The organism is Stenotrophomonas sp. SPM, assembly GCF_003105135.1.
GTDB lineage: Bacteria > Pseudomonadota > Gammaproteobacteria > Xanthomonadales > Xanthomonadaceae > Stenotrophomonas.
In genome coordinates this window covers 7,501-20,077 of record NZ_QETL01000075.1, presented here as the reverse complement: position 1 = coordinate 20,077, position 12,577 = coordinate 7,501, and the positions used below count along the sequence as shown (strand labels likewise).

Annotated in this window: 10 protein-coding genes (1 of these 10 cut by a window edge); 9 read left to right on the top strand and 1 reads right to left on the bottom strand. The window is 69.0% G+C overall.

Annotated elements, in window-relative coordinates:
- The first annotated feature begins 125 nt into the window (after nt 1-125).
- The 4 genes from folE to DCO49_RS14615 all read left to right on the top strand — a co-directional run bounded on the left by folE (nt 126) and on the right by DCO49_RS14615 (nt 6,365).
- Complete coding sequence (gene folE / locus DCO49_RS14630) at nt 126-698, top strand: GTP cyclohydrolase I FolE (RefSeq protein WP_207776492.1); 573 nt, start codon at nt 126-128, stop codon at nt 696-698.
- Nucleotides 699-810: 112 nt separating this feature from the next.
- Entirely contained in the window at nt 811-2,280 is a 1,470-nt protein-coding gene (locus tag DCO49_RS14625) for a DUF3375 domain-containing protein (protein ID WP_116864648.1), read from the top strand.
- Entirely contained in the window at nt 2,267-2,968 is a 702-nt protein-coding gene (locus tag DCO49_RS14620; protein ID WP_116864647.1) for a DUF4194 domain-containing protein, read from the top strand. Before DCO49_RS14625 ends, DCO49_RS14620 begins: the two co-directional genes overlap by 14 nt.
- Nucleotides 2,969-2,984: 16 nt before the next feature.
- Nucleotides 2,985-6,365, top strand: coding sequence for an SbcC/MukB-like Walker B domain-containing protein (locus DCO49_RS14615; protein ID WP_116864646.1), 3,381 nt, complete (start codon nt 2,985-2,987; stop codon nt 6,363-6,365).
- 97 nt (nt 6,366-6,462) lie between these two features.
- On the opposite strand, the gene DCO49_RS14610 is transcribed toward DCO49_RS14615, so the two are convergent.
- Nucleotides 6,463-7,242, bottom strand: a complete 780-nt coding sequence (locus DCO49_RS14610) for a sulfite exporter TauE/SafE family protein (protein ID WP_165835733.1) — start codon at nt 7,240-7,242, stop codon at nt 6,463-6,465.
- A gap of 82 nt (nt 7,243-7,324) precedes the next feature.
- On the opposite strand from DCO49_RS14610, the gene DCO49_RS14605 reads away from it, so the two are divergent.
- The 5 genes from DCO49_RS14605 to DCO49_RS14585 form a co-directional block, all read left to right on the top strand.
- Nucleotides 7,325-7,717 (top strand): YchJ family protein, encoded by a 393-nt coding sequence (locus DCO49_RS14605; RefSeq protein WP_116864650.1) that lies wholly within the window; start codon nt 7,325-7,327, stop codon nt 7,715-7,717.
- 70 nt (nt 7,718-7,787) lie between these two features.
- Nucleotides 7,788-9,059: an ergothioneine biosynthesis protein EgtB gene (gene egtB / locus DCO49_RS14600; RefSeq protein WP_116864644.1), complete on the top strand. Its 1,272-nt coding sequence runs from the start codon at nt 7,788-7,790 to the stop codon at nt 9,057-9,059.
- Nucleotides 9,056-10,042 (top strand): L-histidine N(alpha)-methyltransferase, encoded by a 987-nt coding sequence (gene egtD, locus DCO49_RS14595; RefSeq protein WP_116864643.1) that lies wholly within the window; start codon nt 9,056-9,058, stop codon nt 10,040-10,042. The genes egtB and egtD overlap by 4 nt, the downstream gene beginning before the upstream one ends.
- 87 nt (nt 10,043-10,129) lie before the next feature.
- Nucleotides 10,130-12,289: a lytic murein transglycosylase gene (locus DCO49_RS14590; RefSeq protein WP_116864642.1), complete on the top strand. Its 2,160-nt coding sequence runs from the start codon at nt 10,130-10,132 to the stop codon at nt 12,287-12,289.
- Between the two features lie 30 nt (nt 12,290-12,319).
- Nucleotides 12,320-12,577, top strand: partial view of a GYF domain-containing protein gene (locus DCO49_RS14585; RefSeq protein WP_116864641.1) — the 5' portion only. The gene runs 504 nt beyond the window's last position; the window shows 258 of its 762 coding nt (coding positions 1-258); the start codon lies at nt 12,320-12,322; its stop codon lies off the right edge, out of view.

Here is a 12,577-nt window from a genome sequence, read left to right as displayed (position 1 = left end):
GGTCGCCTGCGTGCTGCTGACCGTGAAAGTCGGCCTGGGCCTGCTGCTGGTGGTGGTGGCTGCGCGCTACGTGCATTACGGCAACTGGGTGCCGTGGATTCGAAAAGGCCGCCCCGCAGGGCGATGTGACCCAGGACCAGGCCGAGGATGCGGTACGCACCCTGCTGCGCTGGGCCGGCGAGGACCCGTCCCGTGAAGGACTGCTGGATACCCCGCGCCGTGTCGCCGAAGCCTATGGCGATTGGTTCAGCGGCTACCGCGACGACCCGCGCGCCTACATGGAGCGGACCTTCGAGGAAGTGGCCGGCTACGACGAACTGATCGTCCTGCGCGACATCGAGTACGAAAGCCACTGCGAACACCACATGGCGCCGATCATCGGCCGCGTGCACGTCGGCTACCTGCCGGCCGGCAAGGTGGTGGGCATCAGCAAGCTGGCCCGCGTGGTCGAAGCCTACGCCCGCCGCTTCCAGGTGCAGGAAAAGATGACCGCGCAGATCGCCCAGTGCATCCAGGATGTGCTGCAGCCGATCGGCGTCGGCGTGGTCGTGGAAGGCGCCCACGAATGCATGACCACCCGCGGCATCCATAAGCGCGGCGTCAGCATGGTCACCTCCAAGATGCTGGGCAGCTTCCGCGACGACGCGCGTACCCGCGCCGAGTTCCTGCGCTTCATCGAAGTGGGCGGCAGGCGCTGAGCCGCTTGCCCGCACCGCGCCGGCCCCGCGTGGCCGGCACGTCCACGGCTGCCCCCGCGGCGGCCGTGCTTGGCTGCCCGCAGCCTTCTGCGTCCATGACTCCCTTCGCTGCATGAAGCACCGCGAACGTATTGCCCGCTACCGCCATCTGCGCGAACAGCCCCAGTGGAAGCTGCTTGCCGCCGACCACGCCCCGGAAATCATCGGCCTGCTGCAGGGCCTGCTGATGGACGGCGAGCGCACGTTGCCGTCCTCGGTACTGATCGAGCGCCTGCAACGCGCGCTGGACCAGCTGGCCGGCGACGAACTGTCGCGCGAGCTGCCGCGTACCGCCCAGGCCTACATCGCCCACTGGCTGGCCCAGGGCTGGCTGGAACGCCGCCTGCCCGAAGGTGCCGACCAGGAGCAGTACGAACTGTCGACCCAGGCGCTGCAGGCGATCCGTTTCGCCGACAGCCTGGAGCAGGCCCGCGTGGCCGCCACCGAAAGCCGCCTGGCCCTGGTCATCGAGCAGCTCTCGGCGCTGGCCGCGCAGACCGAAGCCGATCCGGATGCGCGCCTGTCGGCGCTGCACGACGAGCGCGACCGCATCGATGCCGAGATCGCCCGCGTCGGCGCTGGCCGCGTGGTCGCCCTCGACGGCAAGCGCGCGCTGGAACGCACCCGCCAGATCATCGGCCTGGCCGACGAACTGACCGAGGACTTCCGCCGCGTGCGCGATGACTTCGAGCAGCTCAACCGCGATTTCCGCGAACGCATCATCGACGATGAAGGCGAGCGCGGCGACGTGCTGTCGCAGTTGTTCGAAGGCGTCGACGTCATCGGCGAAAGCGATGCCGGCCGCAGCTTCCAGGCGTTCTGGCGCCTGCTCAACGATGCCGAACAGAGCGCCCAGCTCGACGCCGCGCTGGAGGCCGTGCTCGCGCGCGGCTTCGCCCGTCGCCTGGACCGCAACGAACGCAACTTCCTGCGCGGCTTCACCAGCACCATGCTGGAACGCGGCGGCCAGGTGCACGACGTGCTGCAGAACTTCGCGCGCAGCCTGCGCGGCTTCGTGCAGAGCCGTGGCTACCTGGAACAGCGCCGCCTCAACCAGCTGCTGAAGCAGGCGCAGTCCGAAGCCCTGGCCCTGCGCGATGATTTCCCCGCCCAGCGCAGCATCGGCCTTGACCTGCAGCTGACCACCAGCCGCCTGCGCTCGTGGTCGCAGTGGAAGCTGCACGACCCGCGCAGCGCGCAGGTCGATGGCAACGTCGAATACAACGATGCGGCCGCCATCAGCCTGGAAAGCGTGGGCGACCTGGTGGCCTCGTCGGAAATCGACTTCCGTACCCTGCGCCGCGACCTGCACGAACTGCTGGACGCGCAGCCGCGCCTGAGCATCGCCGAAGCCCTCGCCCAGCGCGAAGCGCCGCAGGGCCTGGGCAGCGTCATCGGCTACCTGTCGCTGGGCACGCGCTTCGGCAACGTGGTCGCCGGCGAGCAGGAGCTTGCGCAATGGCGCGGCGGCGACGGCCAGGTGCGCCGCGCACGTATTCCGCTGGTTTGGTTCACCCAGGAGAGACGCCATGAGCTGGCATGAAGATCCCATCGAAGCAGCGGCGCCCGACCTGGTCGAAGACGCCTACGAGGCCGAACCGGCACCGGTTGCCGCACCGCCGCGCCGTGGCAACGACGTCTATTACATGGGCGATACCGGCCGCCTGCCGCTGGATGCGCGCCGCGCGCTGTGCCAGCTGCTGATCGGCCCCAGCATCGACCAGCTGCGCCACGCCAAGCTGTGGCCGGCGCTGATCCGCAGCGAAGCCGCGATCCGCTCGGCACTGGCCGACCTGTTCCTGGAACTGGTGCTGGACCGTGACAGCGGCGTGGCCTTCACCCGCCAGGCCGACACCGAAGACGTCGACGCGCCGGTGCTGCTGCGCACCTCGCCGCTGACCTTCATCGATTCGGTGCTGCTGCTGTACCTGCGCCAGCAGCTCGCCGAGGCCGATGCGCGCGGCAACCGCGCCGTCGTCGCCGACGCCGAGATGGCCGAAGCGCTGGCCATCTACGAGAAGAACCTGTCCACCGACCGCGCCGGCTTCAACCGCCGCGTCGCCTCGGCCGTGCAGAAGATGAAGGACAACCACATCCTGACCCGCCTTGGCGGCCAGGAAGACCGCCACGAAGTCTCGCCGGCGCTGAAGCTGATGTTCTCCGCCGAAGACGTGTCCCAGCTTTCGGCGGTGTACCGCCAGCTGCGCGAAACCCCGGCTGCAGAAGCCTGAGAGACCCGAGCACCGCATGGCCATTTCCAAGCACACTCCCGCCCTGTTCAATGAAGGCCTGCCGGACCCGCGCCTGCAGCAGTTCCGCATGCGCCGCCTGCAGGTGCACAACTGGGGCACCTTCAACGGCCTGACCGAAGTGCCGATCGCCGAGCGCGGCTTCCTGTTCGTTGGCCGTTCCGGCTCGGGCAAGTCGACCCTGCTCGATGCGATGTCCGCGCTGCTGACGCCGCCGGCCATCGTCGACTTCAACGCCGCCGCGCGTGAAGCCGAGCGCAGTGGCCGCGACCGCAACCTGGTGTCCTACGTGCGTGGCGCATGGGCCGACCAGCAGGACAGCGGCACCGGCGAGATCGCCACCCAGTACCTGCGCAAGGGCGCGACCTGGACCGCCTTGGTGCTGGAATACCGCGCCGGCGATGGCCGAGTTGTGTGCCTGGTACGCCTGCTGTGGATCTCCGGCAACGGCACCTCGGCCGGCGACGTGCGCAAGCACTACATGATCGCCGAGCGCCCGTTCGACATCGCCAAGGACCTCGGCGGCTTCGACCTGGACCTGCGCAAGCTGAAGCAGAAGCTGGCCGACATCCACCACTTCGATACGTTCTCCGGCTACGCCGAGCGCTTCCGCCACCTGCTGGGCATCGACAACGAGATGGCGCTGCGCCTGCTGCACAAGACGCAGTCGGCGAAGAACCTGGGCGACCTCAACGTCTTCCTGCGCGACTTCATGCTGGACACGCCGCGCACTTTCGATGCCGCCGAGCGCCTGGTCAGTGATTTCGCCGAACTCGATGGCGCGCACCAGGCGGTGGTCACTGCGCGTCGCCAGGTGGAAACCCTGCTGCCGGCGCGCGCGCACTACACCGAACTGAAGCACATGCATCGCCAGCGCGGCGATGACGAGACCCTCAAGCTGGGCATCGACAGCTTCCGCGAAAGCCGTCGCCAGCTGCTGATCGAAGCGCGCCTGCGCGAGATGGACGTGCGCGACCGTGGCCTGCTGGGCGAAGAAGCCCAGCGCCGCGCGGCGCTGGACAACCACACCGAACGCCTGGCCGAGCTGGAACTGCAGCGCCGCCAGCAGGGCGGTGAGCGCATCGAGGAACTGGAACGCGAGCAGGGCCGCGCCGAAGCCGAGCGCGACCGCCGCCTGGCCAAGCAGGCCCAGGCCCGCGAGGCCGCGCGCCACCTGCAGGCCGAGCTGCCGGAAGACGCGCACGGCTTCTCCGAACTGGTCGAACGCGCGCAGAACGAACTGCAGGACCGCCAGCGCGCTTCGGCGGCGCTGGACGATGCGATCAGCGAACGGCTGGGCGGCAAGCGCGATGACGAACGTCGCTTCGGCGAAGTGCGTGGCGAACTGGAAGCGATGCAGCGCACGCCGTCCAGCATTCCCGCACCGATGCAGAAGCTGCGCGCACGCCTGGCCGAGGAAACCGGCATTTCTGAAGCCTCGCTGCCTTTCGTGGGCGAACTGATCCAGGTCCGTACCGAGGAGCAGAACTGGCAGGGCGCCATCGAGCGCGTGCTGGGCGGCTTCGCGCAGTCGCTGCTGGTGGACGACAAGCACTACAACGAGGTAGCCGGCTGGGTGAACCGCACCCACCTCGGCATGCGTTTCACCTACTACCGCGTGCGTCGCAACGACGATGCGTTCGCCCGCGAGCCGTCCGCGCGTTCGCTGCTGCACAAGCTGGAACTGCGCGACCACGCCTTCGAAGGCTGGCTGCGCCGCGAGTTGGGCAAGCGCTTCGACTACGAATGCGTCGATGCCAAGCAGCTGCGCAACGTCGACCGCGGCATCACCCGCGAAGGCCAGGTCAAGCATCCGGGCGACCGCTTCGAGAAGGATGACCGCAGCGCGGTAAACGACCGTCGCCGCTGGATCCTGGGCTTCAACAACCGCGACAAGCTGGTGGTGTTCGAGCGCGAAGCGCAGGAACTGGCTAAGCGCATCGCCAGCTGCGATACCGATATCGCCAGCCTGCGCGGCCAACGTGACCGCGACAACGAACGCCGCCTGGCCTGCCACGAGCTGATCGGCATCCAGTGGAACGAGATCGACGTGGCCGCACCGCAGCAGCGCCTGGCCGACATCGAAGCCACCCTGCGCGACCTGCGCGAAGGCAACGCCGACCTGGCCCGCCTGGCCAAGCAGATCGACGCCGTGCGCGCCGATATCGAGCAGGCCCGCCGTACCTATGAAGACACCCGCGTCGAGCGCGGCCAGCTGGTGCGCGAACGCGACCGCCTGGACCGTGCCCGCCAGCAGAGCCGCGCCCTGGTGCTGCCGGCGCTGGCCGAAGACCAGGAAGCGGGCCTGGCCGAGCGCCTGCATGAGCAGGGTCCGCTCAGCCTGGAAACGCTTGAGGCGCACATGCGCCAGGTCAGCAACGCGCTGAACGAACAGCTGTCGTCATCGCAGCAGGACGTCAACCGTGTCGAGAACCTGCTGCTGGGCTGCTTCCGCCGCTTCATCCAGCAGTGGCCGGAGGAATCGGGCGACTTCACCGTGTCGGTGGCCTCGGCCGAGGATTTCCTCGCCCGCTTGGAGCGCCTGGAACGCGATGGCCTGCCGCAGCATGAAGAGCGCTTCTTCGACCTGCTGCAGAACCAGAGCAAGAACAACCTGCTGGCCCTGCAGCGCCACAGCGCCGAGGCCCGCAAGTCGATCGGCCAGCGCCTGGACGAGGTCAACGCCAGCCTGGAACAGGTGCCGTTCAACCGCGGCACCCTGCTGACCATCGAGCTGAGCGACCGCCGCCTGCCGGAAGTGGGTGAGTTCCACCTGCAGCTGCGCGAGGTGCTGTCGCAGCAGCAGACCGAACAGCGCGAGCTGGCCGAATCGCAGTTCACCGTGCTGCGCCAGCTGGTCAACCGCCTCGGCTCGCAGGAAGGCGAGGACAAGCGCTGGCGCGAACTGGTGCTGGACGTGCGCATGCACGTCGAGTTCATCGGCGTGGAGCTGGATGCGGAGACGCGCCAGCAGGTCGAGATCTACCGCAGCGGCGCCGGCAAGTCCGGTGGCCAGCGGCAGAAGCTGGCCACCACCTGCCTGGCCGCGGCACTGCGCTACCAGCTCGGCGGCGCCGACAGCCAGCTGCCCAGCTATGCCGCCGTCGTGCTCGACGAGGCCTTCGACAAGGCCGACAACGAGTTCACCGCGCTGGCGATGAACATCTTCGACAACTTCGGTTTCCAGATGGTGGTCGCCACCCCGCTGAAGTCGGTGATGACGCTGGAACCGTTCATCGGTGGCGCCTGCTTCGTCGAGATCAGCGGCCGCCATGATTCGGGCGTCCTGCTCATCGAGTACGACGAAGAAGGCAAGCGCCTGAAGCTGCCCGAGCGCAGCCGCCAGCAGGCCAACGAACCGGAAGAAGCCGAGGCCTGACCGCCCTCCCTGTAGAGCCGAGCCATGCTCGGCTGCTCTGCGCGACCGGCAACAGCGTGCCAACCAAGGTTGGCACCTACCAGATCATTTCGCGCCCTTACGCTCCGCGGAACGTATCCAACGCCATCCGCGCGATCAGCACCACCACCAGCCCCACGAACAGCTTGCGGATGAACGGCGTGCCGCCCTTCAGCGCCAGCCGCGTGCCCACCACCGAGCCGAAGATGTTGGCCGCCGCCATCGGCAGCGCGAACAGCCACAGGATGTTGCCGGTGGGGATGAAGAACGAGATCGCCGCCACGTTCGTCGCCAGGTTCACCACCTTCGACGCCGCCGAGGCGCGCAGGAAATCCAGACCGAAGAAGCGCACGAACAGGAAGATCAGGAAGCTGCCGGTGCCCGGCCCGAAGAACCCGTCGTAGAAACCGATCGCCGCACCGATGGCCAAGGCGATGGCCAGCTCGCGGCGACCGATCTCCTGCGGCCGGTGCAGTGCACCGAAATCCTTCTTCCACAGTGTGTAGCCCAGCATCGCCACCAGCAGCACCAGCACCAGCGGCCGCACCGCCTCCTTGGGCAGCAGGCTGACTGCGGTGGCGCCGGCGAAGGAGAAGATGAAGGCGGTGCCGGCGGCGAACAGCACTGGCTTCCACGGGAAGCGCACGTTGCGCGCATAGCGCCAGGCCGCCGCGCCGGTGCCGAACATCGAGCTGAACTTGTTGGTGCCGAACAGCATCGCCGGCGTCTGCTGCGGCAGCACCGTGAACAGGCCCGGCAGCTGCACCAGCCCGCCGCCGCCCACTGCCGCATCGACCAGGCCGGCGATGAAGGCAATCACCACCAACCACCACAACTCAGGGGGAACCAGTTCCAGCACGGCGATCGACACTTGGATGGGGGGCGACAGCATACGCCTATCGCCGATGGATGCCGGGGGCGTCCCGCGCGACAATACCGGCATGACCCGCATACCCGCCGATCCCTGTCCCTGCGGCCTGCCCGCCGACTACGCCGCCTGCTGCGGCCGCTACCACGCTGGCGAGGCCGCCCCGGATGCCGAGCGCCTGATGCGTTCGCGCTACAGCGCCTACGTACGCCAGCTGGCCGACTACCTGCGCCAGACCTGGCACCCGGACACGCGCCCGGCCGAACTCTCTCTGGATGAGGCACCGGGCCAGCGCACCCAGTGGCTGGGCCTGACCGTGAACGATCACACCGTCACCGGCACGGACAGTGCCGAGGTCCGCTTCACCGCCCGCTACCGCATCGGCGGTGGCAGTGCGGTGCGGATGACCGAGCACAGCCGCTTCCTGCGCATCGATGGCCGCTGGTACTACCTCGACGCCGTCTGAACCCTTGATCTTTCAAGCATCCACCTGGCCATGACATCGCGCTCACTCCCAGCAGCCGAAGCTGGTCCGCATGGACAGCGCAACCCTCGCCGTCGCTGCCCCGCAGCGTGAACTCGCCAGCCACTTCGCCCACGTGCGTGGACGCAGCCAGCAACTGGCCGCACCGCTCAGCGCCGAAGACGCGATGCTGCAGAGCATGGACGATGCCAGCCCGGCCAAATGGCACCTGGCCCACACCACCTGGTTCTTCGAGCGCTTCGTGCTGGCCAGCGTACGTGGCCACCAGCCGTGGGATCCGGCCTGGGATTTCCTGTTCAACAGTTACTACAAGAGCCTCGGCCCGGCCCATGCCCGCCCACGCCGCGGCCTGCTGTCGCGGCCCTCGCTGCAGCAGGTGAGCGACTATCGCCGGTACGTCGATGAGCAGGTGCTGGCGCGCTTGGCCGATGGCGACCTTGGTGAAGAGGCGCTGCAGCACCTGCAGCTGGGCCTGCAGCACGAACAGCAGCACCAGGAACTACTGCTGACCGACATCAAGCACGCCCTGTGGTGCAACCCGCTGCAGCCGCCCTATCGCGAAGACCTCGCAGCGGTCACCAGCGCGGCCAGCGCACAGGGCTGGGTTGCACGGGAAGAAAGCATCGTCAGCGTCGGCGCAGCGCGCTGGCCGCAGCACGCGCCCTTCGCCTACGACAACGAATCGCCGCCGCACCGCGTACTTGTTCCCGCACACGCCATCGCCGAGCGCCCGCTCAGCAACGGCGAGTACCGTGCTTTCGTCGATGCCGGCGGCTACCGCGATCCACGCTGGTGGCTCAGCGAAGGCTGGGCCCTGTGCGAGGCCGAAGGCTGGCAGCACCCGCTGTACTGGCACGACGACCTGCAGCGCGAGTACACCCTTGGCGGCTGGCGCGCGCTCGATCCACATGCGCCGGTCTGCCACCTCAGCTATTACGAAGCCGACGCCTGCGCGCGTTGGCATGAGGCACGGCTGCCGACCGAATTCGAATGGGAAGCGGCGGCCGCCACGCAGCCGCCCAGCGGCCACTTCGCCGATGACGACCAGCTGCATCCGCATGCAGGGCAGGGCACGGGCCTGCGCCAGCTGTTCGGCGATGTCTGGGAATGGACCAGCAGCGCCTATGGCGCCTACCCCGGCTTCCAGCCCTTCGGCGGCAACCTGGGCGAGTACAACGGCAAATTCATGTGTGGCCAGTGGGTATTGCGCGGCGGCAGCTGCGCCACCCCGCGCGGCCACGTACGCAGCAGCTACCGCAACTTCTTCAATCCACCGGCGCGCTGGCAGTTTTCCGGCGTACGCCTGGCGAGGGATCTTCCATGAGTACCGTGCAGGACGCGCTGCAGGCGCTGACCGACCTTACCCCCGGCCGCCAGCAGATCATGGCCGACGCCGTGGCCGGCCTCTCGTGCGCCGCGCGCCAGCTGCCGTCCAAGTATTTCTACGACGCGCGTGGCTCGCGCCTGTTCGAGCAGATCACCCACACCCGCGAGTACTACCCTACGCGCACCGAACTGGCCCTGCTTGACCGGGTCCTGCCGGAAATCGCCAGCGCGGTCGGCGCCCATGCCCACGTGGTCGAACTGGGCAGTGGCAGCGGCCGCAAGACCGCCCTGCTGCTGGCCGCCCTGCACGATCCGGTGGCCTACACCCCCATCGAGATCTCGCGCGCCGCGCTGCTGTCCAGCATCGACCACCTGGCCCCGGCGCTGCCGCAGGTGGAGATGCTGCCGGTCTGCGCCGACTTCACCCGCCCGGTGCAGGTGCCCGAACCGGAGCGCGCGGCGGCGCGGCGCCTGCTGTTCTTCCCCGGTTCCACCCTGGGCAACTTCGACGGCGAAGAGGCCATCGCCCTGCTGCGCGCGATGCGCCAGACCATGGGCGATGACGGCCTGGCGCTGGTCGGCATCGACCTGCACAAGGACCCGGCGCTGATCGAGGCCGCCTACAACGATGCCGACGGCATCACCGCCGCCTTCACCCTCAATCTGCTGGCCCGCCTCAACCGCGAGGTCGGCAGTGATTTCGACCTCGATGGCTTCCGCCACCAGGCGCGCTACAGCACCGCGCGCATGCGCATCGAAACCGACCTGGTCAGCCAGCGCGAGCAGGACGTGCACCTGGATGGGCAGACCTTCCACTTCCAGGCCGGCGAACCGATCCGGGTCGAGTACAGCCACAAGTACACCGACGCCAGCTTCAACCACCTGCTGCAGCAGGCCGGGCTGGAAACCATCGCCCACTGGAATGCGTCCGATCCGGCCTACGGCCTGCGCCTGCTGCGCGCCTCCGCTGCGCATCGGTAGTGCCGGGACATGCCTGGCGCCTGCCAGACCGTCTGCCCGCGCTAACATGGCCCCAGCACCGGCAACACGGAGGACGCCATGCCCTTGATGACCACGCTCGGCCTGGCCGCCGCGCTGGCCGCGCCGTTGACGGCGCCACCGACACCCGCCGCTGACCCGGCCTTCGCCCGCTGCATGACGCAGCTGCAGGCCACGGCCGGCAAGCAGGGCATCGCCGCGGATCGCTTCGCTGCCATCACCACCGGCCTGCAGCCTGACCCCAGCGTGTTGCCGCGGCTGGATGCGCAGCCGGAATTCACCACGCCGATCTGGGATTACCTGGCTGCTCTGGTCGATCGCCCGCGGGTGGACGATGGCCGCGCCATGCTGCAGCAGCATCGCGATCTGTTGCAGCGGGTATCGGCGCAGTACGGCGTCGATCCGGCCACCATCGTCGCGGTATGGGGCGTGGAGAGCGACTATGGCCGCGTGTTCGGCAAGCGTCCGCTGCTGCAGTCGCTGGCTACGCTGTCCTGCGCCGGCCGTCGCCAGCCCTTCTTCCGTGGCGAACTGCTGGCGCTCATCAAGCTGATCGAGCAGGGCGACCTGCAGGCGCAGGGTCTCACCGGTTCCTGGGCCGGCGCCTTCGGCCACACCCAGTTCATGCCCAGCACCTATGCGCGCATCGCCGTCGACGGTGATGGCGATGGCCGCCGCGATCTGGTGGCCAGCATTCCCGATGCACTGGCCTCCACCGCCAACTATCTCAAGCGCGCCGGCTGGCGCAGCGGCGAGCCGTGGGGCATGGAGGTGCGTATTCCCGAGGGTTTCAAGACGGCGCAGGCCGGGCGCACCCAGCGTCGGGCGCTGGCCGACTGGCGCGCACTGGGCATCACCGGCCTGGATGGCAGCGTCCTCGCGCCGCAGGGCCTGCCGGCCGATGCCCGCGCGGCCCTGCTGCTGCCGGCCGGCAGCAAGGGCCCGGCGCTGCTGGTGTTCCGCAACTACGATGCGATCTACAGCTACAACGCCGCCGAAAGCTACGCGCTGGCCATCGCCACCCTGGCCGATCGCCTGCGCGGTGGCAGCGGCCTGGCCAGCGCCTGGCCCACCGATGATCCCGGCCTCGGCCGCGACGAGCGCCGCCAGCTGCAGACCCTGCTGCTGGCCCGTGGCCACGATATCGGCAGCGCCGATGGCATGATCGGCAACGCCAGCCGGCGCGCGATCCAGGTCGAGCAGCGCCGCCTGGGCTGGGCCGATGCCGATGGCCGCCCCGGCCAGCGCATCCTGCGCGCGCTGCAGGCCGAGCCGCGCACGCCGGCCACGCCCACCCGTTTCAGTCTTCCCGCCAACTACAGTGCCGCGCAGTCGCCGGCCTTACGGAGTCGATCCACCGTGCAACAGATCCAGGGTGTCAGCAGCGGCCAGTTTCAGGGACTCGATGCCTGGCTGGTGGAAACCCCCGAAGCCACCGCCGCCATCAGCGTGTTCGGCGGCCAGTTGCTGTCCTTCGTGCCCAAGGGCCAGCCCGACGTGATGTGGCTTTCGCCCAAGCGGGCCGAGCTGCCGACTCCGATCCGTGGCGGCAGCCCGGTGTGCTGGCCATACTTCGGCCGCCAGGGCCAGGGCAATGACGTGCCGGCGCACGGCTTCGTCCGCACCCTGCCGTGGGAACTGCAGCAGGCGCGCCGCCTCGACGACGGCAGCATCGAGCTGACCCTGGCGCCGCCGGCGCTGCAGGATCTCGGCCTGCGCCTGACCATGACCGTGCGCGTGGGTCGCGAGTTGCGCCAGCAGCTGATCACCGAGAACACCGGCAGCGCACCGGCCACCTTCACCCAGGCCCTGCACAACTACTTCCGCGTGGGCGATGCGACCCGCGTGGAAGTGGACGGCGTGGACGGGGTGACCTACCAGGACAAGTACGAGAACTACGCCCAGACCCGCCGCCAGCAGGGGCCGTGGTCGCTGAGCGATCCGCGCGACCCGGGCCGCAGCGACCGCATCTACAGCCCGGCCGGCGGCCGCTACGTGCTGCGCGACCCGGTGCTCAAGCGCCGCATCGAACTGCGTACCGAAGGCAGCCGCGCGCTGGTGGCCTGGAACCCCGGTGCTGAGGCGGCGGCGAAGATGGCCGACGTTGGCGATGGCTGGCGCGAGTACGTCTGCCTGGAGGCCGCCAACGCCGGTCCGGATGTCGTGACCGTGGCCCCGGGCGGCCGCCACGTGCTGGTGCAGGTGCTGTCCAGCCAGCCCCAGCCCTGAGCGGGCCCCGTTACAGACAAGGAGCGATGCATGCAGGAGGCACAGTGGTTCTACGCCAACAGCAGCCAGCGCGAGGGGCCGGTCGACCTGGCCGGCCTGCGGCAGCTGCAGGCCGAGGGCAGGGTAGGGGCCGCCACCCTGCTCTGGTGCGAGGGCATGCCGATCTGGCGCCCGCTGGCCGAACTCGACGCGCCGCCCCAGACGGCCGACGTCGCCGCCCCGGCGGTTGTCGTCGACCGTGGGATCGATGACCCCTACCGAGCGCCCGATACGGCGCCGGGGATGCCG

Bases quoted from the DNA above. Each gene is read 5' to 3' on its own strand.
- egtD (WP_116864643.1), top strand. From the start codon at position 9,056: ATGAGTACCGTGCAGGACGCGCTGCAGGCGCTGACCGACCTTACCCCC.
- DCO49_RS14620 (WP_116864647.1), top strand. From the start codon at position 2,267: ATGAGCTGGCATGAAGATCCCATCGAAGCAGCGGCGCCCGACCTGGTC.
- DCO49_RS14615 (WP_116864646.1), top strand. From the start codon at position 2,985: ATGGCCATTTCCAAGCACACTCCCGCCCTGTTCAATGAAGGCCTGCCG.
- DCO49_RS14625 (WP_116864648.1), top strand. From the start codon at position 811: ATGAAGCACCGCGAACGTATTGCCCGCTACCGCCATCTGCGCGAACAG.
- egtB (WP_116864644.1), top strand. From the start codon at position 7,788: ATGGACAGCGCAACCCTCGCCGTCGCTGCCCCGCAGCGTGAACTCGCC.
- DCO49_RS14605 (WP_116864650.1), top strand. From the start codon at position 7,325: ATGACCCGCATACCCGCCGATCCCTGTCCCTGCGGCCTGCCCGCCGAC.
- DCO49_RS14590 (WP_116864642.1), top strand. From the start codon at position 10,130: ATGACCACGCTCGGCCTGGCCGCCGCGCTGGCCGCGCCGTTGACGGCG.